The sequence below is a fragment of the Streptococcus salivarius genome, assembly GCF_009738225.1.
GTDB lineage: Bacteria > Bacillota > Bacilli > Lactobacillales > Streptococcaceae > Streptococcus.
The window spans coordinates 219,200-243,894 of sequence record NZ_CP018187.1 but is presented as its reverse complement, the minus strand read 5'-3'; the positions used below and the strand labels follow the sequence as shown (position 1 = coordinate 243,894).

At 40.4% G+C, this 24,695-nt stretch carries 28 protein-coding genes; 7 read left to right on the top strand and 21 right to left on the bottom strand.

Going from position 1 to position 24,695, the window contains the following annotated elements:
- Positions 1-20: 20 nt before the first annotated feature.
- The 12 genes from pepC to BSR19_RS01265 form a co-directional block, all read right to left on the bottom strand.
- Positions 21-1,358, bottom strand: coding sequence for an aminopeptidase C (gene pepC, locus BSR19_RS01320; protein ID WP_156246356.1), 1,338 nt, complete (start codon positions 1,356-1,358; stop codon positions 21-23).
- A 101-nt stretch (positions 1,359-1,459) separates the two neighbouring features.
- Positions 1,460-1,903, bottom strand: a complete 444-nt coding sequence (locus BSR19_RS01315; RefSeq protein ID WP_004183747.1) for a DUF805 domain-containing protein — start codon at positions 1,901-1,903, stop codon at positions 1,460-1,462.
- Between the two features lie 15 nt (positions 1,904-1,918).
- On the bottom strand, positions 1,919-2,740 hold the full coding sequence (nadE, locus tag BSR19_RS01310; RefSeq protein WP_156246355.1) for an ammonia-dependent NAD(+) synthetase: 822 nt from the start codon (positions 2,738-2,740) through the stop codon (positions 1,919-1,921).
- A 10-nt stretch (positions 2,741-2,750) separates the two neighbouring features.
- Complete coding sequence (locus BSR19_RS01305; RefSeq protein ID WP_073685716.1) at positions 2,751-4,205, bottom strand: nicotinate phosphoribosyltransferase; 1,455 nt, start codon at positions 4,203-4,205, stop codon at positions 2,751-2,753.
- 183 nt (positions 4,206-4,388) lie between these two features.
- Positions 4,389-5,690 (bottom strand): ABC transporter permease, encoded by a 1,302-nt coding sequence (locus BSR19_RS01300; protein ID WP_073688879.1) that lies wholly within the window; start codon positions 5,688-5,690, stop codon positions 4,389-4,391.
- Positions 5,659-6,342, bottom strand: coding sequence for an ABC transporter ATP-binding protein (locus BSR19_RS01295; RefSeq protein WP_037600215.1), 684 nt, complete (start codon positions 6,340-6,342; stop codon positions 5,659-5,661). Before BSR19_RS01295 ends, BSR19_RS01300 begins: the two co-directional genes overlap by 32 nt.
- Positions 6,343-6,560: 218 nt before the next feature.
- Positions 6,561-7,271: a MerR family transcriptional regulator gene (locus BSR19_RS01290; RefSeq protein ID WP_156246354.1), complete on the bottom strand. Its 711-nt coding sequence runs from the start codon at positions 7,269-7,271 to the stop codon at positions 6,561-6,563.
- An 89-nt stretch (positions 7,272-7,360) separates the two neighbouring features.
- Positions 7,361-7,786 (bottom strand): DUF3021 family protein, encoded by a 426-nt coding sequence (locus BSR19_RS01285; RefSeq protein ID WP_037600208.1) that lies wholly within the window; start codon positions 7,784-7,786, stop codon positions 7,361-7,363.
- 9 nt (positions 7,787-7,795) lie between these two features.
- A complete protein-coding gene (locus tag BSR19_RS01280) occupies positions 7,796-8,251 on the bottom strand; it encodes a LytTR family DNA-binding domain-containing protein (RefSeq protein WP_156247076.1) in 456 nt (151 codons plus the stop codon).
- 18 nt (positions 8,252-8,269) lie between these two features.
- Positions 8,270-9,112, bottom strand: coding sequence for an ABC transporter permease (locus BSR19_RS01275; protein ID WP_156246353.1), 843 nt, complete (start codon positions 9,110-9,112; stop codon positions 8,270-8,272).
- Positions 9,112-9,978: an ABC transporter ATP-binding protein gene (locus BSR19_RS01270; RefSeq protein WP_156246352.1), complete on the bottom strand. Its 867-nt coding sequence runs from the start codon at positions 9,976-9,978 to the stop codon at positions 9,112-9,114. The genes BSR19_RS01275 and BSR19_RS01270 overlap by 1 nt, the downstream gene beginning before the upstream one ends.
- Positions 9,979-10,103: 125 nt before the next feature.
- The gene (locus tag BSR19_RS01265; protein ID WP_156246351.1) at positions 10,104-10,421 is read right to left on the bottom strand and encodes a winged helix-turn-helix transcriptional regulator; all 318 of its coding nucleotides are present in this window, start codon (positions 10,419-10,421) and stop codon (positions 10,104-10,106) included.
- An 87-nt stretch (positions 10,422-10,508) separates the two neighbouring features.
- Here BSR19_RS01265 and BSR19_RS01260 point away from each other — a divergent pair, with 87 nt between their 5' ends.
- On the top strand, positions 10,509-10,814 hold the full coding sequence (locus BSR19_RS01260; RefSeq protein ID WP_156246350.1) for a YciI family protein: 306 nt from the start codon (positions 10,509-10,511) through the stop codon (positions 10,812-10,814).
- A gap of 99 nt (positions 10,815-10,913) precedes the next feature.
- Here BSR19_RS01260 and BSR19_RS01255 read toward each other — a convergent pair whose 3' ends face one another.
- The 4 genes from BSR19_RS01255 to leuS form a co-directional block, all read right to left on the bottom strand.
- Positions 10,914-11,327, bottom strand: a complete 414-nt coding sequence (locus tag BSR19_RS01255; RefSeq protein ID WP_003095191.1) for a YjdF family protein — start codon at positions 11,325-11,327, stop codon at positions 10,914-10,916.
- 141 nt (positions 11,328-11,468) lie between these two features.
- A complete protein-coding gene (locus tag BSR19_RS11440) occupies positions 11,469-12,701 on the bottom strand; it encodes an acyl-CoA thioesterase/BAAT N-terminal domain-containing protein (RefSeq protein WP_197092248.1) in 1,233 nt (410 codons plus the stop codon).
- A 57-nt stretch (positions 12,702-12,758) separates the two neighbouring features.
- On the bottom strand, positions 12,759-13,214 hold the full coding sequence (locus BSR19_RS01240; RefSeq protein ID WP_156246349.1) for a MarR family winged helix-turn-helix transcriptional regulator: 456 nt from the start codon (positions 13,212-13,214) through the stop codon (positions 12,759-12,761).
- 265 nt (positions 13,215-13,479) lie between these two features.
- Positions 13,480-15,981 (bottom strand): leucine--tRNA ligase, encoded by a 2,502-nt coding sequence (gene leuS / locus BSR19_RS01235; RefSeq protein WP_156246348.1) that lies wholly within the window; start codon positions 15,979-15,981, stop codon positions 13,480-13,482.
- 193 nt (positions 15,982-16,174) lie between these two features.
- Between leuS and BSR19_RS01230 the strand changes: the two genes are divergently transcribed.
- On the top strand, positions 16,175-16,942 hold the full coding sequence (locus tag BSR19_RS01230) for a DeoR/GlpR family DNA-binding transcription regulator (protein ID WP_156246347.1): 768 nt from the start codon (positions 16,175-16,177) through the stop codon (positions 16,940-16,942).
- Complete coding sequence (locus BSR19_RS01225; RefSeq protein WP_156246346.1) at positions 16,935-17,744, top strand: Cof-type HAD-IIB family hydrolase; 810 nt, start codon at positions 16,935-16,937, stop codon at positions 17,742-17,744. Before BSR19_RS01230 ends, BSR19_RS01225 begins: the two co-directional genes overlap by 8 nt.
- 131 nt (positions 17,745-17,875) lie before the next feature.
- Here the strand turns inward: BSR19_RS01225 and BSR19_RS01220 are convergent, their stop codons facing one another.
- From BSR19_RS01220 to pbp2a, 5 genes are all read right to left on the bottom strand, one after another.
- Positions 17,876-18,364, bottom strand: coding sequence for a phosphatase PAP2 family protein (locus tag BSR19_RS01220; RefSeq protein WP_060973135.1), 489 nt, complete (start codon positions 18,362-18,364; stop codon positions 17,876-17,878).
- A 126-nt stretch (positions 18,365-18,490) separates the two neighbouring features.
- Positions 18,491-19,030 carry a transcription termination/antitermination protein NusG gene (gene nusG / locus BSR19_RS01215; protein ID WP_002883644.1) on the bottom strand — a complete coding sequence of 180 codons (540 nt, stop codon included), beginning with the start codon at positions 19,028-19,030 and terminating at the stop codon, positions 18,491-18,493.
- Positions 19,031-19,230: 200 nt separating this feature from the next.
- Positions 19,231-19,407 carry a preprotein translocase subunit SecE gene (gene secE, locus BSR19_RS01210; protein WP_002883656.1) on the bottom strand — a complete coding sequence of 59 codons (177 nt, stop codon included), beginning with the start codon at positions 19,405-19,407 and terminating at the stop codon, positions 19,231-19,233.
- A gap of 8 nt (positions 19,408-19,415) precedes the next feature.
- Positions 19,416-19,568 (bottom strand): 50S ribosomal protein L33, encoded by a 153-nt coding sequence (gene rpmG, locus BSR19_RS01205; RefSeq protein ID WP_002886472.1) that lies wholly within the window; start codon positions 19,566-19,568, stop codon positions 19,416-19,418.
- Positions 19,569-19,616: 48 nt separating this feature from the next.
- Entirely contained in the window at positions 19,617-21,944 is a 2,328-nt protein-coding gene (gene pbp2a, locus BSR19_RS01200) for a penicillin-binding protein PBP2A (RefSeq protein ID WP_155164413.1), read from the bottom strand.
- Between the two features lie 65 nt (positions 21,945-22,009).
- Between pbp2a and BSR19_RS01195 the strand changes: the two genes are divergently transcribed.
- The 4 genes from BSR19_RS01195 (at position 22,010) to BSR19_RS01180 (ending at position 24,637) form a co-directional block, all read left to right on the top strand.
- Entirely contained in the window at positions 22,010-22,879 is an 870-nt protein-coding gene (locus BSR19_RS01195) for an RluA family pseudouridine synthase (RefSeq protein WP_155164414.1), read from the top strand.
- A 184-nt stretch (positions 22,880-23,063) separates the two neighbouring features.
- The gene (locus tag BSR19_RS01190; protein ID WP_013989998.1) at positions 23,064-23,396 is read left to right on the top strand and encodes a TM2 domain-containing protein; all 333 of its coding nucleotides are present in this window, start codon (positions 23,064-23,066) and stop codon (positions 23,394-23,396) included.
- A complete protein-coding gene (locus tag BSR19_RS01185; protein ID WP_073689661.1) occupies positions 23,396-23,701 on the top strand; it encodes a DUF2752 domain-containing protein in 306 nt (101 codons plus the stop codon). The genes BSR19_RS01190 and BSR19_RS01185 overlap by 1 nt, the downstream gene beginning before the upstream one ends.
- 90 nt (positions 23,702-23,791) lie before the next feature.
- A complete protein-coding gene (locus BSR19_RS01180) occupies positions 23,792-24,637 on the top strand; it encodes a superinfection immunity protein (RefSeq protein ID WP_156246345.1) in 846 nt (281 codons plus the stop codon).
- Positions 24,638-24,695 lie beyond the last annotated feature (58 nt).

Genomic DNA, 24,695 nt, shown 5'->3' with positions numbered 1-24,695 from the left:
CAGTGTTTTCATGTATTGTCTTATTTTGAAGCAAGGGCTCCCATTGGGTCCCAAGGAGCAAGTACTTGTGGCTCTGCTTCATAGGCTGCTAATTCTTCAGCTGTAAGGAAGTCTTTGCGGACAACGATTTGATAAGTGTATTCATCCATCCAGGCATCAGAAGCGACAAAGTAACCTTTTTGTCCAACCTTGTCTCCCCAAGAGTTTTCAACCTTCCATTTAACAGATTTGCCATCGGCATCCAAATCAACCCCAGTCAATACCATGGCATGAGTCATGAGAGATTCACTGTAGTCCAAACGTCCTGCCTTATCTTGAGTCAAGTTAATATCCATGCTAGCTGTAAAGTCATAAACATTAGTTGCAAGAATACCTTTTTGACGGTCTGAAACTTGACCAACATCTGAACCAAACCAAACAGTTTCTCCAGACTTCATCTGTGCAATAGCAAGCTCTTTGAAACGGTCCATTGGGAGGTTGATATAACGAACACTTGGTGCACCTACAATATTACCTAACATCTCAACAGTATAAGATTTCCCGTAAGGTTTATCAGCTGTTGGAGCGTTGATAACTGACACATAGTCACTGAGTTTGAGACCCACATATTTTTCAAAGAATGCTTGTGGTGTGATATTTTTCTCAGATTGATAGTTGTCATCCTTATCTCGGTAGGCAAAATCAAACTGACGTGGTGGTAAACCAAGAGTCATAGCAAGATAATTGAAAATTTCTTGAAGAAGCTCTTCCTTCTTAGCTTGAACAGTAGCCTGATCAGCACCACCTGCAATTAGGTCACGTAAGATTTGAGCATCTTGACGAAGGAGCTTATTGAGATATTGGTTAAGCTCACGACTATTGCTTGAAGATACAGATTCTGGATAAACCGATTTTGGTACAACACCGTATTTTTCAAAAAGTGATACGACCATATCCCATTGTCCACCATCTTGTTGAGGGGTATCCAAAAGGAATTTAACCTTACGACTGCCAATCTCTTGATCTGCTGTGGCAATAATTTGTTCCAAGAACCAGTTCGATTTTTCATACTTGTCCCAGAAGAAAGTGTGAGCTTGAGAAAGTTCGAAACTTTCCAATTTAAAGTCTGAGATTAATTTGTGACGGAAAGTATTTAGTGCCGCAAACATCCAGCAACGTCCTGAAGCTTTCTGGTTAGACACCTCATCTTTAGTCAAATCGATTGAGAAAACATGGTCGTTTTCAACTTCTGATTGACGTGTTTCGATGGATTTGAGCAAGCCATTGTGAGTTACAGCATTCTCAATAGCACTGTACTTGGCATTGGCCTCATATTCTGCAAATAGTTTATCTGTGAAATCTGTTGATAGTGAAGTCATAAGATTCCTCCTTTTAAGCCTTATTCCTCTCTATTTTATCACTAATTTCTGAAAATTCAATTTAAAAATAACCCTAGGTTTGACCTAGAGTTACGACAATCTTATTCAACTTTATCAAACTGCGTTTCTGGTACTGGTTTCGTTGGTTGACAAGACATGATAAGGAGGACAATGCTTCCAATCAATGAGAAGATAACCAAAATTCGTACAAGCCCTATATAACTTAGAAGTACCCAAGCCGGATGAAAGCCTGCATCTCTTAAACGACGGATTTGTAGAGACAATTGAGGGATAAGTTCAATTAAGCTAAAAAGCATTAGTGGCCAAGCATAGGTAATAATTATTTTTTGCAGTTCAGTCTGATTATTCAACAGAGCTGGATCACTAAGGTCAACATTACTGAAGAAAGGAATAAGAACACAAAAAACAGTAAGAATAGTAATAATAATGACATTAACCAAGTAAGCCCACCAGTAGTCTGGACGAGTTGAACGTCCGCTAAAGTCAAAAGCACGCTTCCAAAAATCAATATAAGCTTTGATCATAATTCATTTCTCCTCTTATTTCCAAAAATCATCAAAAATAGTGATTGGCAAGTGACGTTTGTGTTGACCTTTACGCCACCAAGTCTCAATAGTTTCCTGGGCTTTGGCTGAGACTTCCTTACCTTCAAGGTAGTCATCAATTTCACGATAGGTCACTCCAAGTGCCACTTCATCAGCGATTCCTGGTTTGTCCTCTTCCAAGTCAGCTGTTGGCACTTTTTCATAAAGGGCCTTGTCCGCACCAAGTTCTGCAAGAAGGGCTGCACCTTGACGCTTGTTTAGACGAAAGAGTGGCAAAATATCTGCACCACCATCGCCAAATTTTGTGAAGAAGCCAGTAAGGTTCTCAGCGGCGTGGTCTGTCCCGATAACTGCCCCACTATTTTCTCCCGCAACTGCGTATTGGGTAATCATGCGTTGACGAGCCTTAATATTTCCCTTGTTAAAGTCAGAAATACTTACACCTGCCTTGGCAAGTTCCGCAACCTGACCATCAACAGCTTCCTTAATGTTAACCGCAAGACTCACATCTGGCTTGATAAAAGCAAGGGCGTGTTGGGCATCATCCTCGTCTGCCTGCACTCCATAAGGCAAGCGAATGGCAATAAACTGATAGTCTTTCCCTGTCTCTGCACGAAGCTCTTCAACGGCAAGTTGGGCTAGACGGCCAGCCAAGGTAGAATCTTGACCTCCGGAAATCCCTAAAACATAAGACTTAAGGAAAGGATGTTTGAGCATATAAGCCTTCAAAAAATCAACAGATTTTCGAATCTCTTCTTTTGGATCAATGCTAGGTTTAACGCCTAGTTGAGCAATAATAGTTTCTTGCAAAGTCATAATTCTCCTTTTACTCTGACAAGTCATGGGCTTTCTTTCGTACATTGTCAATAAGGGTCATCTTGTTATCCCAGACATCTTTAGCCAAGTCAACTGGATAATCTTGAGGGTTAAGCACGCGCTTATACTCATTCCAAAGTTCGTCCAATTCCTTAGTCGCATAGGCCTTGATTTCATCAAGACTTGGTAACTCATAGATTAGTTGCCCCTTGTCGTAGATTGGAACCAAGAGTGGCACTGCATCAAAATCACGAACAGTCTTATTAATGTAGGTGTATGTTGGGTGGAACATATTAATTTCTTCTAGAGCATTAACATCCGTGTCTGCGAAAGTGATATAGTCACCTTCTGATTTGCCCTTAGCACGACTCGTAATACGCCACACTTGCTTCTTACCTGGTGTTGATACCTTCTCAGCATTGTTGGACAATTTGATAGTATCATGCATGACACCCTGATCATCCTCGATTGAGACAATCTTGTAGACAGCACCCAAGGCTGGTTGATCATAGGCAGTGATAAGCTTAGTACCCACTCCCCAGACATCGATCTTGGCCTTTTGCATCTTCAAGTTGAGGATGGTATTTTCATCAAGGTCATTTGAAGCATAAATTTTGGCGTCAGGGAAACCGGCAGCATCCAACTGCTTACGGACCTGCTTCGATAGATAAGCCAAGTCACCTGAATCAAGACGAACACCCAAGAAATTGATTTTATCACCTAGCTCTTTAGCTACACGAATAGCATTCGGAACACCAATCTTAAGGGTATCATAGGTATCTACAAGGAATACACAGTCCTTGTGAGTAGATGCATAGGCTTTAAAGGCATCATAATCGTTGCCATAGGCTTGAACGAGAGCATGGGCATGGGTACCAGAAACTGGAATGCCGAAAATCTTACCGGCACGCACATTTGATGTCGCATCCGCACCACCAATCACAGCTGCACGGGTACCCCAAATTGCTGCATCCATCTCTTGTGCACGACGTGTCCCAAACTCCAATAAAGGAGCATCTTCAATGACAGAGCGAATGCGAGCTGCCTTGGTAGCAATAAGAATCTGGTAATTGAGGATATTTAGCAAGGCAGTCTCTACTAACTGACACTGGGCCAAGGGACCTTCCACTTGGAAAATCGGTTCATTCGCAAATACCAAATCACCCTCAAGGGCTGAATTGATAGTCAACTCGAGTTTTAGGTTGGCTAGATAGTCTAGAAAATCCTCAGGATAGGCTAACTCTTTTAGATAAGCAATATCAGTTTCTGAGAAAGTCAGATTTTCAAGATAGTTGACAATACGTTCTAGACCTGCGAACACAGCAAAGCCATTTTTAAACGGAAGTTGACGGAAATAAACTTCGAAAACGGCCTTTTTATTGTGAATACCTTGGTTGAAGTAGACTTGCATCATATTGATTTGATACAAGTCAGTGTGCAAGGTTAAACTGTCATCTTTATACATGGAATTCCTCCAATCGAATAGGTACTTATTTTTTGTTACTAATAGCTTGTATATGTTGACTATTATAGCATTTTTGGGCAATTGTCTCCACTTTTCAGAAAGTTAATTATTGTTTGGATTTTCCGATTATTCTACTGATGATTTTGACAAAAAAGAGCAGCCTGGTGAGACTACTCTTCATTTCTATTCATATCTTAGTGACTCGACAGGGTCCATTTTACTGATTTTACGTGCTGGAAGGTAGGCTGATACATAGCCCATCAAGAGCGAGAAGCCAAACATGATGAGAATTGATGTCAGATTTAGATCAAATACCTTGCTGACACTTGGGTAGAGATGTGAAACAATCATGTTGGCCAAGCTTCCAATCCCCTGTGATACAAGTAGGGCAAGAGCCAGTGAGATACCCGTAATCCAGAGTGCCTCATAAACAAAGATAGCTTTCACGTCACGATTAAGGTAACCGACAGCCTTCATGACACCAATCTCTTTTGAGCGTTGCATGATATTAATATAAATGATAATTCCAATCATGACAGCTGAAACTAGGATAGCTTGTGACGAAAGGATAATCAAGAGTGCTTGGATAACACGGATGAATTTAATAATGACATCGAGGATGGCCTGCTGTGAAAGAACTAGGTACTTCTTGTTTTTCTGTAACTTTTTAGTGACTTCCTTAGTCTTGGCTGGATTCTTAAGCTCCAAAAGCATGTAAGAGACTGTTTTAGTAAAGCCATTTTCTTTGAGCAACTCTTCCAATTGTTTGGCTGGCATATAGCTATTGCTCTCTTCAGCATCCTCGCTGTCATCAACAATACGGACAATCTTAGTCTTGATATCTGCTACTTTAGTTCCCTCAGCAGTATTTTCAACAATCTGAGCTGAGATTTCTTTTCCGATAAAGTCTTTAGCCTTGAGCTTCTTCCCTGTTTCTTCATTGTAATGTTTGACAAAACTCATCGGAAGGGTTAATCCCTTTTCATCTGCGGATTTAAAAGGCTTCCCGGCTGAAATCTTATCCTTACCATTGCGAGATGTAGATATTTTTGTGTTCTTGTAGAGACTGATAACCTGAGAATAGTTAGGAAGGTCCTTGCTGAAATCCATGGTCTTACCATCAAGGGTAAGACTTGCCATGTTCATTCCAAAGGGGCTCTCCAAATATTTAATATCATCACTCTTAATCTGACTACGAATAAACTTCTCATCATCCGCATTTAGAACCCCTCGGGCTGCTGATTTAGCACTAAGACTAATCTGAATTTGGGATGGAATGTTACCACCATCGGTACTGTCATTAATCATACCAACAATAGCATTCCCCAAACCAAAGGAAATTAAAACACCGATAAAACCAATGGAAGTTGCCGTCGCAATCAAAAGATTACGCCACTTACGTTCCATAAAGTTGCTCAATGACAATTTAAGTTTATTCTTGAGGGTCAATCCCTTATTTTTCGATTGTTTCAACGACTTCACCATCCTTCATTTTAATGACAACATCCGCATAATCCGCCACTTCAGGGTTATGGGTTACGATAATCACAGTTTTGCCTGCCTCAGCTAGCTCTTTAAAAATTTCGAGAACATTTTCCTGAGACTGAGAATCAAGAGAACCAGTCGGTTCATCAGCCACAATCATTTCTGGATTATTAACTAGGGCACGGGCAATGGCCACACGTTGTTTTTGCCCACCAGAAAGCTGCTTAACATTTTTCTTGATAAATTCTCCGATTCCAAGACGGCTGAGCTCCTTTTCCGCAATCTCGATCATCTCTTTATCAGTCATATTTTTAACGTAAAGAGGCATCTTGACATTTTCAAGGACTGATTGATGAGGGATAAGATTGAAATTTTGAAAGACAAAGCCAATATGGGCCTTTCTAAAATAGGTCAGGTCACGCTCTGAAAAATCACGCATGTTCTGATTCTTGAAATACAGATTTCCCTGATACTGACTATCCAAGCCGCTAATAATACTGAGCAGACTGGTCTTACCACAGCCAGATGGACCGTAGATAGCAGTGATCTTTGCTGGTGCAATCTCAAGTGTAACATCGTTCAAAGCGCGCTCTTGGTTCGTACCGTCGAGATCATAGTACTTTGAGATGTGGTCAATGGTTAAAATGGACATGGTTTCCTCCATAAATTTGATTTAAATTAGAGTTTGGTTAAATTTCAGCTGATTATCTGCATGAAAATTTCAAGCAAAATAGCAGAAACACTTAACTAATCGCCTTCTAAAACGATACATTAATTATAAACATTAAATGATTATAAAAATAGTGACATAAATGTCACTATGGCATGAGAAAAAGCCAAATTCCTTAAGACTTTGGCTTTGGCTTTAGTTTATTGACAATAAATACGAATAGCTTCTGCGAGAAAAACTGCAGTCCCTGATCCCCCGACTTTATCGATAAAACTAGAAAAGCGATTATCTGTTTGGTACATCTGACCTAGACCAGCTAATACCGTTTGGTCACATGGATAAAAATGCTGACTAATATAGTCTTGTAACACCTTTACTTGTTCCTGAACACTATTGTCATCAGGATTAGACTCCTTGAGCTGTCCAAAAGTAAACATAATTGCAGTCATCTCTTTTGTGACTTCAGGGAAGGGCTCCTCTCCCTTAGCCGCAAAAGCTTGATAAGCTTCTGTCTGACCCCATCTAGCCTGAGCTTCTTGCTGAAATTCTTCCATAGCTTTTTGATCAAATGCTTCAAATGACATTTCTTCTTCCTCCATTTGTAAGGCCTTAGCATGAGCTATGACGGCTTCTAAATGGGACTTTTTCAGCTCTAAAAGCTTGATTTGATCCTTAAGCGCTTGGACTTTGTCATAGCCTGCTTGACCTACGATTTCCTTAATTTTTTTTAGAGGAAAGTCTAACTCACGGTAAAGCAATATTTCCTGCAAACGGACAACCGCATCGCGATTATAGTAACGGTAACCATTTTCAGCCACAATTGATGGTTTCAGCAAATCAATTTCATCATAATAATGAAGGGTGCGCACACTGACACCTGATAGTTGGCTCACTTCTTTTACAGATTTCATTAGAACTCCTCTCTGATTAAGAGTATAGGCTATGACGTGGCGTGAGGGTCAAGGGGCAAAAGAGTCTTTTTTGAGGTTCGTATAATTTCTTACTTTTCTTTCTTTTTCTGGCTTCGACGATGTATTAAGGCTTGATTAATACGCTGTGTTCTCATATGCATTTGCCAAATGAGGTAAAGCCAGATAATAATATAAACGGAAATGAAGACAATCCATATGATAGGATTCAGCACAGCATCAATCCAACCCGCTATTAGACAAGTCCCTATCAGTACAATCGCCGTCAACAAGAAATGCAAGATTACTCTAAGTCTATACGACATACGGTCAAGGTCTTCCAAAATCCACGAGAGCATTCCCATCAAACCGCTCATCATAAAGAGGGCTAAAATATTTCCCACACTAACTTTTGGATAGATAATCTGGGGAAATAATTGACCTAGTAAAAGAAGTGCAAGATAGAAGAACGATCCCGTTCTCACGCCGGATACAAAATAAGCAATAAAACGTTTCATAGGTTCCTCCTAGACCCCTAAATAATCCATCAAGGATTTGACATATTTTCGGCTGACACTAGACTTCACTCCACCTGTCATTTTGGCCATCATATTGCCAGAAAAACTATCCGATAGGGATTCCAAATGGTCTATATTCATAACAGCATGACGTGATATCTGTAAAAAACTTCGACGATTGATGCGATGCTGAAAGTTTGTCAGTGTCTCTTTCATCGTATAGGTTTTGTCTATTGTATAAATCGTTAACACATTCTTATCAATCTCAGCTAGGATAATATCATCAATTTTTACCATAACCAAATGATCATTCGTTTTAATAGGAATCACCACTTGATTTACAACTGAAAATTGTTCGAGGTAATCCATTACCTCTCGTGCTTGATCAGACAATCGCTCCGCTTGGATAACCACACAGGGGTCCTTTGTCGAAATATCTGACTTTTCTTCAAAACGAAGTTTCATTCCTATTCCAACTCTCACTTATTTTTTCTTACTAGACTTTTTCACTAAAATAGCCCAAAGAATGCCTACTAGAAGAATACCTCCTAACACTATAAGGTAAGTATTTTCCTTTGTCAACAACTCTTGCCACTTGAGTTGAACACCCATTTTCTCTTGGAACTCTTGACGAAGATCATCTTGACCTTTAAAAGTCTCACTTAATGTTTCATTCATGAGGACTTGCCGATAAAGTGATGCAATATAAGTTGCTGGGGTACATTTCATTAGTAATTGAGCAAAATCAGGTAGAACGCCCAAAGGTACATAAGTTCCTACCAAAAAACCAGAAGCTGTACCCACTATGGTCGCAAACTTCCCAAGACTGTCTACTGATTGGAAAAAGTGAACAAAAATGGCATTCACCAAGCTAGAAAGCAGGCTACTAAGCAACATAATGAGGAGAACTTCAGGTAGTATGGATAGTTTGGGAACTTCTCTAAAATAGCCACACATCAGCACATACATAAGGACCTGCATAGATAAAGAAATGATGATTGCACTCGCTAGATATGAAGATGGTAACCGCCATATTCCTTGATCCGATAAATAAAGATCCTGATCTACTTGATGTTCACGGTCCTTTACTAACTGAGTCAAGGCAGCCAGACTTGTCGTAATCCCTGTCACAGCCAGCGTTCCACTCATTAGCCAATTATTTAACACAGGACCACTATTGGGGAGCTGAGCCCAAGCATCTGTTAGATTTTTTTGAAGAAAAATAATATAAAGAACAAAGGAAATCAAGGCTCCCAACAGGGAGAAGAAAACCCCTGAACGATTTCTAAAATACAATAAAAAATTCCGCTTTAGTAAGGCTAGCATTAGCGGACCTCCCTTCCTGTAAGTGCAATAAAGGCATCATCCATGGTCCCTGGACGAAACTCAAAATGGGCTAGTTTATCTCTAACTTGCGCCAGGTAATCAATGGCTTCCCTTTCACTATCGGGTTGAAAAACATACTCCAATTGACTTTGTTGCTCTACTGACATTCCCGAAGTTTTGAGACTTTCTATCTGCTGTATCTCCTTGAAGCGAATCTTCAAGATGTTTTTTGCATACTGACTCTTAATATCTAATGCCGATCCTTGAGCAATCACTTTCCCATGGTCCACAATATAAATCTGATCAGCTTCATCTGCTTCATCAAGATAATGCGTGGTCAGTACAACGGTCATCCCCTCTTCTCTCTGCAATTGATAGAGCAAATCCCAAATAGACTTCCGGGTTTGAATGTCTAAACCTGTCGTTGGCTCATCTAAGAACAAAAGGCCTGGACCGTGCAGTAGAGCACGCGCAATGTCAACCCGACGCTTTTGGCCGCCTGAAAGCGTTCCATATTTCTGCTTTTGGAAAGCTGATAGGCCTAGTCGATCAATAAGATCAGACACACGATTTGGTTTTAGGCCTTTGTACTGTCTGGCACGAATGGTCAGATTTTCCCTAACCGTCAGCATCTCATCTAAAACACTGGTTTGGAAGACCACACCAATTTTAGTACCGGGTTCATAAATAATGTCGCCTTGCGTTGGTTGTTTCAAACCAATCAACATGGAAATCGTCGTTGATTTCCCCGCCCCATTTGGTCCTAGAATCGCATTAAACGTCCCCTTTTCAAACTGTAGGTGAATATGATCAACCGCTAGATGATTTCCATACCGTTTACTGATGTTTTTAGCTTGTAATATCATGTTCTCTCTCCTTTTTGACAATATCAGTCTAGCAAAAAAGCCGTTATAAAAACGACTTTTGGGGATAAACGGTCAAAATGAGGGTCCAAGTGGTGAGATGGAAGAGACAAAAAGAAGTAGAAAATTTATTGCAACCATTCTTTTCCCCATTGATTCAAGTCCTTTAAAATCGGCATCAGTGATTTCCCTTTTTCTGTCAGCTCATATTCTGTATGAAGAGGCAGAGACTCATAATCATATTTCTCAATCAATTGGTTCTCTATTAAAACATCTAATCCACGTGTCAAACTGATAGTTGTAATCCCTTCAACTTCTCTTCTCAATTGATTGAAACGGACTCTCTTATGCTTGTTTATAACCCATAATATATTCATCCTCCATTTCCCACCAACCACATCTAAGACTCGAGACATACTACAGTTCCAATTTTTATTTGTTAACATTTTTTCTCCTTACAAAAATGTGCCTACTATTCAGGTAGTTTGTAAAGTATTATAATCTATTTATCATTTATTTTAAAGGAGTCACTTATGTTTATTGTAAATCTTACCTATATAAAGTCCCTTGATGAAGTTGAAAAACACTTAGAAAAACACATAGATTTTTTAAATCAGTATTATACAAAAGGTCTTTTTATCGCATCTGGAAGAAAAAATCCAAGAACCGGCGGTATCATTCTCATGAGAGCTAAAAATAAAGAAGCCGTTCAAGAAATCATTACACACGATCCATTCTATCAAAATGAGATTGCTCAATATGAGATTATTGAATTTGAGGCAAGTAAATATTGTCCAGAATTTGAAACTATCGTCAGTAAATCTTTTGACGACAAGTAGGTTTATTAGGAATCTATATACAAAAGGAATTTTCAACACAAGTAAAAACAGCTCTTTTTATACGAAAAGAGCTGTTCTATTTTATGAAAGAGAAAGTCACTAGTGACCTTTGTGCTTCTCTCTTCGTTTTTGCTGTTTGCGTTCAAATTTCTCTTGTTTGAGCAATTGCTTTTGGACACTAGATTGATGTTTTGAAATCTTTTTCCTTTCCTCATACTGCAACTGCAATAGTTCTTTCGACTTGGAAGAAACTTTCTGATTTACTTGTTTCTTCACCATTCGCTGTAATCGTTTAGGATTCTTGACTTTTACATGTTGCTTAACTATAGCTTCTGGACTAAAAGATAATTGAGTAAACTGAGTCTGTAAGATCTCTAGAATTTCATCATCTTTTGGCTCCTGACCAAATGTCACACGACAAACTTGATAAGTTTCTAGATACACTTGTTCGAACAAACCATGCCAAAATCCATCTTCAAAATAAACTGTCAATCCAATTGAAATTGTTTCCACGACAGCACCTCCTTAAATCTATCCCTAAGAATGGACAACCAAGGAGGAAGGTTACTGATAGGCTTGCCTACGTCTGGACTACCAACCAGAACTGTGTTTTTATCTTAGTTGGGACTATTATAGCATATTTATAAGCTATTTTTATTGCTTCTTCAAATGCCTATCAAAAAAATGAATCGTAGCCAGCCAAGAGTCCTTACTCTCTTTCATCAATAAACGCCAATCTTTTCGATAACGGTGATTTGGTTGATAAGCCACTGTCAACATGTGACCTGTTTCATGATATTTTTTAAAGGTAATGTAGTGTCCTTTATAATGCGAGATAATATCATCAATTGCTGATGAGGCATCCCATATTTCATCAACAGTACTTCCGAGCAATAAAATTGGCGAAGAGAGTTTACTAATGTCTATCCTAGCAGAGCAATCTTTAGGGATAGGTTTTCTAAAAAGTTTGCTGAACAGATAATCTCTAAGTCGAAACTTTTGATAGGGAAGTTCTTTTTGCAAATGCGTCCAAGAAGAAGTATGAGAGTTCCATTTCCCTTCTATCCCTTCATACACCACATCAGAGGGTGAATTTAGTACCAAACATTGAATGTCATTAAAAAGGCTCTCCTCAGCTAAAACCAACTCTGCCCCCTTAGACCGTCCATAGATTCCAATTTTTTCACTATCTACTTGAGGATGCTTACGTAGATAATCCTTCGCTTCCACAAGGCACTCTAAAGGAATACGTTCCAAATGTTTTGGTAACCCCTCTAAACCAAAGTAGGCAATTGCTAGGCAAATATAACCTCTAGAAGATAAAAGCTGAGCTATATTCTGTGCCTTTTCAATCCGTCCTTCACTACCGCTCACAATAATCAATGCTGGTGTTTTTATTGCCTTTTTATCATAAAAGAGTCTCCCTTGAAAATATCTCCCGTAAATATCTTTATGACTAATTTGCGAACTCATGTAATGTCTTGTGAAAGTTCTCTCTGCAATGACAGTATTTCCTTGCATAATTTTGATATCCACAAAAAAATGATCTAATAAGGGAATTTCAGAAAGAGAGTTTGGAAGTTTCTTTCTCTTATTGGTCAAGGGCTTTGCATTAAAAAATAATCCCATTGTTGAAATACCTTCATAAGATCCGGAACAAGATGGAGTTTGTGACATATCAATAATACCATTCTTATCTGATACAAAAGTCGCTGTTGATTTCCATAAACCATCATGAGCTAAAAGCATGGGAGCATTGATACAATAATAATCGGATAGAAACATTTCGACTCGATATGTTTCTCTTGGGTTTAAGCCATCGATGACAATACTAAAAGATTCGTCTGCCAACTCAGACTCTGAGATAAATTCCATTTGTATATTCATATCTTCCTCTTTTTTGTTAACATAATTAACAATATTGTTTTAAAATTACCGTGACTTTTACCACGGTAACTCTCGCCATACCTGTTCAACATCATCCATCAGTTTCATAACCATTTGAAGGTCCGCTTCACTATAGTTTCTTAAAACTGAAAAAATGGTTTTTTCAATATGTTCTTGCTGCTCTTTATGGACGTTAAAAACGTCAACCCCTTTTTTGGATAATATCAGATATTTATTTTTTTCATTATCCGGTGCAAATTCAAAAGCAACGAGGTCTTTCTTGGTTAAACGTCTAACACTCTGAGTAACGGCACTCCTTGATACTTCAAGTAACTCAGATAATTTTACTAGATTCACAGGCTGATTTCGACCTATCAGGTCAATCAAATGGACTTCATTAATAGTGATTGATTTATCAATACTATTTCTATGCTGATTCTTTTTCAACCGTTCAAAGGCTAAGACAAAGCTGTTAAAACGATTATTAAACTTATGCAGTTCTTTCTTATTCATAGTTTCCTTCTTTTTGTTAATGATATTAACAAAATAGCGTTTTCTTGTCAAGAAGAGTAAAAACTCCTCCAGAGCTTAGCTCTGAAGGATTCACTTTTATTTCACAACAATGTTAACAAGTTTATTAGGCTCAAACAGTTTGGGAAACTGTTTGAGGTTGAGCATGAACAAATAAATCGGTTATTTCACAACAATGTTGACAAGTTTGTTCGGCTTCAATAGTCCAGTGGACTGTTGAAGGTAGCAGATAAGGCTAATAAACTCGTTATTTAACGACAATATTAACGAGTTTATTAGGTACACTAATCACCTTCACAATTTCCTTGCCATCGATCTCTGCTTTGACTTTTTCGTTAGCAAGAGCTACTTCTTGCAACTCTTCGCGTGAAAGATCTTTAGCGACCATCAATTTGGCACGGACTTTACCTTTGATTTGAACAACGATTTCGATTTCGTCTTCAACCAATTTGCTTTCGTCCCATGTTGGCCAAGCTACATAAGAGATTGACTCACCTGTTGCTGCAACTGTTTGCCAGAGTTCTTCTGCCAAGTGAGGCGCAAATGGAGCGATCAATTGGATAAAGCCTTTGGCGTAATCCACATAGAGTTCATCTTCCTTGTTAGCTGCATTGACAAAGACCATGAGTTGGGCAATGGCTGTGTTGAATTTCATAGACTCGATTTGCTCTGTGACAGATTTAACCGTTTCGTTATAAACCTTGTCAAGAGCGCCATTGTTTTCCGCAACGATTTCTTTACTTGTGATCAAACGGTAAACACGGTCGAGGAACTTACGGCTTCCTTCTAGACCTTCTTCAGACCAAGCGATTGAAGCATCAAGTGGTCCCATGAACATTTCATAGACACGAAGGGTATCAGCACCGTATTGTTCCACCACATCGTCTGGGTTAACTACGTTCTTGAGGGATTTAGACATCTTAGCTGGTGCTTGCTCCAATTCTTCCCCTGTTTCCATGTGGAAGAATGAACCATCACGTTTTTCAACCTTGTCAGTCGCCACAAGAGCACCACGGTGGTCACGGTAGCTAGTTCCCAAGATCATTCCTTGGTTAAAGAGTTTTTGGAATGGTTCCTTAGTTGGAACGACACCAAGGTCATAGAGGAATTTATGCCAGAAACGAGCGTAAAGCAAGTGGAGCACAGCGTGTTCTGCACCACCCACGTAGATATCGACTGGCAACCATTGTTTGAGTAGATCCTCATCAGCCAATTTTTCTGTGTTATGTGGATCGATATAGCGGAGGTAGTACCAGCTTGAACCTGCCCATTGTGGCATGGTATTGGTCTCACGACGACCTTTGACACCATCTTCACGAGTCACTTCAAGCCAGTCTGTCAAGTTAGCCAATGGGCTTTCACCAGTACCTGAAGGGCGGATATCCTTGGTTACAGGCAAGACAAGTGGGAGGTCACTTTCTGGAACGGCTGTTGAAGTACCATCTTCCCAATGAATGATTGGGATTGGTTCACCCCAGTAACGTTGACGGCTAAAGAGCCAGTCACGAAGACGGTAAGTGATTTTTTCTTGACCAAAGCCTTTTTCTTCCAACCAAGCCACGATTTTGGCAATCGCTTCTTCTTTGTTAAGACCGTTCAAGAAGTCAGAGTTGACGTGAAGGCCGTCTTCTGTGTAAGCAGCTTCTTCAACGTTGCCACCTTCGAGCACTTCTACAATTGGAAGGTCAAACTGTTTAGCAAATTCCCAGTCACGCTCATCGTGAGCAGGTACGGCCATAACAGCACCTGTTCCGTAGCTAGCAAGAACATAGTCAGCAATCCAGATTGGAATTTCTTTACCATTGACAGGGTTTACGGCATAAGCGCCAGTCCAAACCCCTGTCTTTTCCTTGGCAAGGTCTGTACGAGCCAAGTCTGATTTAAGGCTAGCTTGGTGTTTGTAATCAGCTACAGCCTCAGCTTGTTCAGGACTTGTGATAGCATCTACCAAGTCATGCTCAGGAGCCAAGACAGTGAAAGTTGCACCAAAAAGGGTATCAGGACGAGTGGTAAAGACGGTGAATTCCTTGTCTGTTCCTTTCACTTTGAAGGTGACATTAGCACCAGTTGATTTACCAATCCAGTTGCGTTGCATGTCCTTGATAGACTCTGGCCAATCAAGGTCATCCAAGTCATTGAGCAAACGCTCAGCATAGGCAGTAATTTTAAGCATCCATTGGCGCATTGGTTTACGGACAACTGGATAGCCTCCACGCTCAGACGTTCCATCAGGAAGGACTTCTTCGTTGGCGATGGCTGTTCCCAATTCTTCAACCCAGTTTACTGGCACTTCAGCTTCATAGGCCAAACCTTTTTCGTAAAGCTTAGTGAAAATCCATTGCGTCCATTTGTAGTAGTTTGGATCTGTTGTGTTGACTTCGCGATCCCAGTCGTAAGAGAATCCAAGCGCATTGATTTGGCGTTTGAAGTTGGCAATGTTTTCCGCTGTGAATTCTGCTGGGTCATTCCCTGTATCCATAGCATATTGCTCTGCAGGCAAACCAAAGGCATCCCATCCCATTGGGTGAAGGACGTTATAGCCTTGTGCACGTTTGAAACGGCTGAGGATATCAGTCGCTGTGTATCCTTCTGGGTGTCCTACGTGAAGACCCGCTCCAGATGGGTAAGGGAACATGTCAAGCGCATAAAACTTAGGTTTTGAGGCATCAGTTCCTGTCTTAAAAGTGTGATTGTCAGCCCAGTATTTTTGCCACTTAGGCTCGATTTCTTTATGATTGTAAAAACTCATGGTTTCTCTCCAATATTCGTAATGCTTCTATTATAGCATTTTTGAGGGATTTTTAAAGATGATAAGGGAACTTTAAGAGGCAAATTCACCTGAGTCTGTTTTGCGTTCTTTTCATTCTTTTTAAGTTTTTTTGCGCTTTTTTATTGTGGAAAAGCAAAAAGATGCTATACTAGTATCAGAAAGAAGGTGACTCATGTATCAGGAGCAACGATTAGAGAAAATATTAACACTCTTGGAAGAGAGGGGAAACCTATCTGTCAAGGAAATGGTTGATGAATTAGGAGTTTCCAAAGACACTGTCAGAAGAGATTTCGACTGTCTCAGCCAGAGGAATCTGGCTCAACGTACCCATGGTGGCATTCTTCCAGTTAAAAATACCACTGTTCTAGGCTTCCAAGAACGTCAGAAAGGACTCACTGAAGACAAGAAAAAAATGGCAGATCTAGCGCTTAGCTTGGTCAAAGACCAATCTCTACTCTTTTTCGATGTCTCTACCTTGATGCTTGAAGTCTCACAAAAATTGACTAAGAAGGTCACTATCTACTCCCACTCTTTGGACAACGCCTTGGTCCTAAGTGGCAAAGAAGGCGTTGACTTCCATCTCTTGGGAGGAAGATTTTACAGTAAAAACCGCTTCTACTATTCGCTTCACGAAGCCCAGCTCTTGCAACATCTACAATTTGACTTAGCCTTCTTTGGAGCGGCTAGTCTCAATCAAGGAGTGGTCAGTTATGAGGACGAGGAGGATGTTGCTGTTAAGCAACTGGCCATGCAGGCTGCCCGAACCAAGGTTCTTATTGCTGAATCAGACAAGTATGAAAAACATTCCAAATATATCTTGGGTAAGATTAAAGACTTTGACTACTGGATTACAGATAAAAAACCTGATCCTGATTTGGTCGAAGCCCTTAAAGACAGAGTAACGATTTTATATGATGGAAAGGATAGCGATTATGAATAATATCCGTTTGATTATCAGTGACATTGATGGCACTATTCTCACTAGTAACCACCAGGTGGATGAACAACTGATTGAGGTAATGCCAGAGCTTGAAAAGGCAAATATTCCCTTTGTTTTAGCTTCTGCCCGTTCTCCACTAGGAATGCAACCAATCGCTCATAAACTGGGACTTCATGACAATCCCATCGCCTGCTACAACGGCGCCTTAGTACTTGAGGGTGACCGTACTATCATCCAACACCCTGTGGATAAAGCTGAAATTCAAGAACTTCTTAGCTACTTATCCACAGATTATCCAAGTGTCTCTGTGAATATCTACTCTGGCAAGGACTGGATTACCAACAAACTAGACAAATGGTCTCAGTTGGAAGGAAGCATCACGGGTGAATCTCCTATGATTAAGGAGCTGCAAGACACGGTCTCAGATTCAGAGCCTCCTATCCACAAGCTTTTGTTGATTGATGAGCCTGAAGTTATTCAGGACCTCCATCAAAAACTCCTAAGCATGGATTTTACACAGACAGCCTTCTACTTATCCAAAGATAACTACCTTGAAGTCACAGCCAAACATGTTTCTAAGGAACACGCTCTCATCGAGGTTGCCAAATATTACGACCTTCCTCTTGAAGAAGTCATGACAATCGGAGATAACTTCAACGACAGTCCTATGCTGGCTCTAGCTGGCCTGGGAATTGCTATGGGCAATGCACCTGAAGGGGTCAAGGAAACAGCAAACTTAGTAACGACTTCAAATGATGAACATGGTGTGGCTCAAGCTATTACAGAGCATGTCCTAAACTAAGCCAATATCTAATGGTGGGAACAACCTTTAATCGCCAACTCGAATTTTAGAACAAAAGGAAAGGTGCCCCAGAGGTACCTTTCTTTTTTCAACGAAAAAAGCCCTCCTCTTTCAAAGAAGGACTAGATTTTCTATAGGTAAAGAAGAAGACCCACAAGGATTCCAATGACGTAGCCTGCCAAAACATCACTAGGATAGTGAACACCACCTAGCACGCGCAAAAGAGCTAGAGCGCCCGCCAGAAAAAGCATAGCCCCACCTAGCCAGGGGTTAAGCGTCAGCGCCAACATAGCAATAACAGTCGCTGAGAAAACATGCCGGCTGGGAAAGGACTTGCCTAGACTGTCCTTCTTAATAAGGGATTGGATAGCCCAAGTCTGGTATGGACGCGGTCGATTATAGAGACTACGACCAAGAGAAAGAAGGAAAAAGCCTCCCCCCATAATAAGCACTGTCGTAGAGAGAATAAACCAGCCACCCCTTAGCAAAACCCAAATAAGAAATATAGGAAAAAGCAGGTAAAAAGTCCTAGTTATAATTTTGTTCAAGCCTTCTAAAACCTTAGCGTAAGGACGTAAAGGAGTACTAATCCTATCGTAAAATCGTTTATAATTCATCATCCGTTAGAAAAAAGGGAGTGACACAGAACTAAATTTCAAAAATCTAGCTTCTAGTCTCTCCCCTCAAGTTTAATGAGATAGTCTTCCGAGGTTGAAGTCTCTTATCTCGACCTCTATTTGTCTATCTTAGAGTTCAGCGATTTGGTAAAGTTCAAGTTCAGCAGCTGTTTCTGAACCAAACATGTTAATCATGATTTTAACCTTGTTGTTTTCAATTTCTACAACACGGCCTTCTTGACCCATAAAGGCACCATCAATGATTTGAACCACATCACCAACCTTGATATTAGTATCAAAGACATCAACAGTTTGACCCATTGAAATCAAGATTTGACGGATTTCTTCTTCCAAAAGTGGTGTTGGTTTAGAACGGTTACCGTGAGAACCAACGAAACCAGTAACGTTCGGAGTATTACGGACAACGAACCATGCTTCGTCTGTCATTACCATCTCAACAAGAACGTAACCAGGGAAGCGGTTTTCTTCCACTTCTTTAACTTTACCGTTTTTCTCAACATTGACAGTTTGAGTTGGGATTTCAACACGCAAGATATTTTCAAGCATGTTATAAGTTTGGGCACGTTGCAAAAGGTTTTCTTTAACTTTGTTTTCGTATCCTGAATACGTTTGAAGGACGAACCAGCCCTTGTCGAATGAATCTAGCATTTTAGGATTCCTTTCTTTTTTCTAAATGACATTTAAACACCTTTGGCTAGCTATCTTCTAGATGCGAGTGTTAAATGTAAATGAATGCCTATGGTTTAATTCAAAGCGTAATAAAAAAGCCTGATGGCCCTTGTTCTCGCTTTTATCTGCATTTATTATAACAAAAAAGAGCAGGCATTCCCACTCTTTTTGTGTTTTCTTTAGAAAAAGTTAATCAGTGCTGACATAGCGCGACTCAACAATTCATCAAACGCATAGATGATGACAGTGAAGAACGCAGTATACTCAAGAACTGAAATAAAATCATGCCAGCGTTGTTTACGGTCTGGCCAAGTCGTGTCTTTCAAGACTTTGAAAATACTTCCAGTTTGTCTCACGGTGTCTCCTATCTTGTTTCCTTATGCAAGGTGTATTTTTTACAATGTTTACAAAATTTGTTAACTTCTAGTCGTGTTGGTTTGGGAGTGCTACTCACATTAATTGAGTAGTTTCGGCTCCCGCATTCAGCACACGCTAGGCTTGCTTTTTTCTGTGCCATAACGCCTCCGTTCTTTTTATCTTACCACTTTTAGGTACAATTGACAAGCTATCTAAACAGACCTGAGAAGGAGTCTGTAATCTTATCCCATAGGCTACTTGCCTGATCTTTAACGTCATTCACAACATCTGATGCCTTATCTGTCCATGACTTGTTACTACTATTACGTGAGTCATTTGGATCTGCCGTATAGTCTAGGGTTTGACCATCAGCTGCATAGGCATTTTCAACAGTAAACTCAGTACCTGGTGTATTTGGTAGAACATCCGCAGCGATATAGCTGAAGATCGTCGAAGCTGTTCCCGAGCTAGCTCCTGTTAGGTAGTGACTTTCGTCAGTCTTATCAAAACCAATCCAGGTCGTCATGACCACATCAGGAGTATAACCAATCACCCACTGGTCACTAGTCAAATCCTTGTTAAATTCAGCCTGAACAGTACCTGTCTTACCTGCCATTGTGTAACCCGTGTAGTTGGCATTCACAGCAGAACCATTTGAGAAGGTACCAAGCATCATGCTGGTCATCTGGTTAGCTACTGACTGGCTGATAACACGTTTAGACTTCTTACTATGGGTAGCAATAATGTCACCACTGGCATTTTCAATTTTAGTAATGAAATAAGCTGTGTTCATCTCACCACCATTAGCAAAGGTAGCATATGCCTGAGCCATTTGAAGAGGACTGGCTGTCACACCACCACCAAGTGAAATTCCCAGTTCTTCTGGAACATTGTCAAAGTTAAGACCAAATTTTTGACCGTAACTAATCCCCTTTTGAATACCGATTTGATTAAAGAGGTAAACTGCTGGGACATTGTAGGAGTTGGCCAAAGCTTGATACATGGGCACATCCTCTGTTTCAATATCACCATAGTTAGTAGGGGTATAGCCGTTATAGTCGATTGGTTTATTAGGAAGGTCCTTGTTTATGCTCCATCCTGAAGCCAGAGCTGGGGCATAGACTACCAAAGGTTTGATGGTTGATCCAGGACTACGCTTCCCTTGGGTTGCATAGTTAAAGTTACGGAAGGTTGTGTCACTGGTACCACCTACACGACCTACTAGACCACGGACCGCTCCAGTTGTTGGATCAAGTGCCACACTAGCTGACTGAGCTGTACTACCATCACTTTCTGATGTAGGGAAGAGATAGGTATTTTCGTAGGTTTGTTGCATATTAGCTTGTGAGTTGGCATCCATCTCTGTGTAGATTTTGTAGCCATTTTTTACGATTTCATCCTCACTCAAGCCATAAGTCTTTGTAGCTTCTTCAATGACGGCATCAAAGTAAGACGGATACTTGTAGTCATCACCAGTCCCTTGATAGGTATCATCCAGGCGACTAGCCATATCAACTCCAGCCGCACTGTCGGCATCTGCTTGACTCAACTTCTTGTCATCAACCATGTTGGCGAGGACAGTGTTTCGACGGTTGGTCGCATTTTGGATATTATCGATTGGGTTATAAATTTCAGGTCCCTTAAGCATACCAGCGAGGGTCGCTGCTTCATCAACGGTTAGATTGGCAGCACTTGTCCCGAAGTATTTTTGGCTGGCGTCTTCAACACCCCAAACCCCATTTCCGAAGTAGGCATTATTGAGGTACATAGTAAGGATTTCTTGCTTGCTGTATTTCTTGGTTAATTCCAAAGAGAGGAAGAATTCCTTGGCCTTACGAGTAACAGTCTGTTCTTGAGTCAAGAAGGCATTTTTAGCCAACTGTTGGGTAATGGTTGAACCACCACCAAAGCGCCCCATGGACACAATAGCCAGGAGGAATCGCTTGACGTTAACTCCGCTATTTTTATAGAAGGTACGATCCTCAGTTGCTATGACAGCATTCTCCAAGCTATCACTAATAGCGTCTAGTTCCACATAGGTTCCTTTTTGCCCTGACAAAGAACCAGCTTGATTGCCTTCTTTGTCATAGATAACCGTAGTGGCTTTCAAGGCATCTTGAAGGTCTGAAACATTGGTCGTCTTGGCAATATAGAAAAGGTAGGAACCTACTGTCAGAACCAGCACAGCTAGCATGATAAAGAGAATTTTCCCAATATGATAGCGACGCCAGAAACGGCGAATAGGATTTCTTGGCGAAAGCGTAAACTTGCTCAAGAAGGCCTGAACCTTACCTAGGGGTTTGGTGGTATCAATAGGTTTCTTTTGCTTAGAACGTTGATAACGTGACGTCTCTTTACTTTCCTGAGACATATCCAAGTCTTCAACGGCTTGTTCAACCTCATCAGGTTTCTTAGCGAACAATCCCTTTATCTTATCTTGTAAATCCTTCGATTTTCCAGCAGGCTGGGATTCCTTACCCTTTCCGCTAGTTTCTTCTTTAAAAAGTTTGTTTTTTAGATTATCAAAAAATGTCATAACCTTATTATACCAAGTTTTTACAGATTCTGTCCTCTTTTAAACGTTCATGATATAATGAAACCATGACTTTACACGTAGAAATTATCAATCCCTATCCTGCAACGACTGTCAAAGACTTGCTAGAAACTAAGCTCCTCATTCCTCGTAAAATTCGTCATTTCCTACGCACGAAAAAGCACGTCCTCATCAATGGAGAAGCTATTAATTGGCAGAGTCCTGTTGAAAAATGCGATAAGATTAGCCTGACCTTTGACCGGGAGGACTACCCTGAAAAAATTATCCCTATGGGAAATGCTAATTTGATAGAGCCTCTCTACGAGGATCCTCATCTCATCGTGGTCAATAAGCCTGAAGGAATGAAAACGCATGGTAATGAACCCACGGAAATTGCTCTACTTAACCATGTTTCAGCCTATTGTGGGCAAACCTGTTACGTCGTTCATCGACTAGACATGGAGACTAGTGGAGCTGTGCTCTTCGCTAAAAATCCGTTTATCCTGCCAATTCTCAATCGACTCTTGGAAGATAAGAAGATTCAGCGTCAATACTGGGCATTAGCTGAAGGTAAATTCCAAACCAAGGAGACTGTGTACAATGACAAGATTGGACGCGACCGCCATGATCGTAGAAAACGAGTGGTTGAGCCTAGAAAAGGGCAGGTTGCCTATACAACCGTCACACGCCTCAAAGCCTTCAAAGGAGCCAGTCTGGTCAATTGTCAACTAAAAACCGGACGGACCCACCAAATTCGGGTGCATCTGGCCCACCATGGTCATGCCATTCTGGGGGACCCTCTTTATAGCCACCGCCCCGCATCTCGACTCATGCTCCACGCCCACACTCTTTGTTTCACCCATCCCTTAACACTCGAAAAAATCACTGTTAAGGCGAGTTCAGACAGTTTTGAAAAAGGGTTGAGAAATCACAAATAATAGAAGTAGGCTCATTCTCAAGCATAGTGCGAAAGGATTATCCTAATGATCCTCTAGTTATGACACAGTGGAAGCTTGCAAATAAGTTGCTTTTATTGACTTCAAAAGCCTTGACCGCCTTGAATCTCCCTTTACAATATGTTATCCTTTACATATCATTTAAAATTTGAGGGGTATTTAATTTATGAATCCAGTCGATCAATGGATAACCATTAACGCCAAGTATTTCCCAACAGAACAAGTTCAGTACATCCGTCAACGTCTTGAAGCACTTCCTGAGCAACAACTTTCAATGCTTTACTCAATCAGCTTCCAAGATCCAACAATGTTGTTGATTATTTCACTTCTAGGTGGGACTCTTGGAATTGACCGCTTTCTATTAGGACAAATTGGTCTCGGTGTTGGTAAACTTTTGACGTGTGGTGGATGTGGTATCTGGTCAATCGTTGACTTATTCCTCATCATGGATGCTACTCGCCAATCAAACGCTCAAAAACTATTTGCAGTTATTGGCTAATGAAAAACTATTTCACACGCTTGTGGGCCTACCACCAGCGTTTTTTTAGATTATATCTCTTAGTTTTAGTGGCAGTTTATGGAGTCTACCTTTTACATCTTCCAACACCACTCAGTTTAATCCTAAGACCATTTGGCCTTAAAGCTTGGAGTGCCGGTCTAACACGCGCTAGTGTTAGACTCTTACACCTAGATTGGCAAGGAGCCTGGGACTATAATCCACTGATATATCCTCTAGTGGTCTATATCCTAACCTATTTCTTTCTCTTTCCCATCTTTAGTGATAAGAAGATTATAAGGAAATAAAGTAAAGACTCCCATTGTAGTCCCCTTACACTATTGCTATAATTGTAATTATCAACATTTTTATAATCAAGATATCTGGAGGTTATACACATGAAGCAACAAGATTGGATCGATTTTTTCCAAGCAGTTAATGGTCGTAATCCAAGTATTCAAGAAATGGCTGAAGCAGCTCAGAAAGGCGAGTTTATCCGAGAAACTCCCAAACAAACTGTCGAAATAACAAAACCTGTCCCACAAAAAGACACTGTAGAAACTAAGCAAGACTCAGAAGGTGTTGAGCCTACAGAACCTGCACCATCAACAGAAGTTGTAGAAACTGCCGAAAAAGATGTTGACAGCTATGACGTCGCTGAAGAGCCACTCACTAACTCTACAGCAGATGAAGAAGAAACTTTCCAAGCAACTAACTTATCTCAAGAAAAGCAATCAAAGACCTTCCAGGAACAAGTTAAACCTGTTGTAGAAACTGCCAGTCAGACTGTTAACCAATTTGCGAATCAAACTGGTGAAACTTTCCAACAAGCAAGTAAAAATCTAAACGAAACTTGGAAGAAACAAGACAAGAAAACCCAGACAAACTTCATCATGTTAGCCATCGCTGATATTCCATTTATCATCTGGGCCCTCGGAATATATTTAATTGGAGTTGCTAGCGATGAAGTTGGGGCAACATTACCCTCAGCACTTTTCCTCCTAATTTTTTCTTTACCTTTTGTAGCACTTATTATCTTACCAGCCCTCCTAAACAAAACAGACAAGAAATGGCTAATCTTTGTCTTATCTATCCTCCTAAACTGGACATTCATCGGTTGGGTCATCCTTCTTGTTGTTTCTATCAATATGAATAAGGAAGCAGAGCGTATCAAGCAGCAACAAATGATGATGCAAATGGCAGGTCAACAAGGAAGTTCTGGTACATTTAACCCTTTTCAGTAATTAATAACAAATAATTGAAAAAAAGAAAACCCAGAAAAAGTTTCTCAACTTTTCCTAG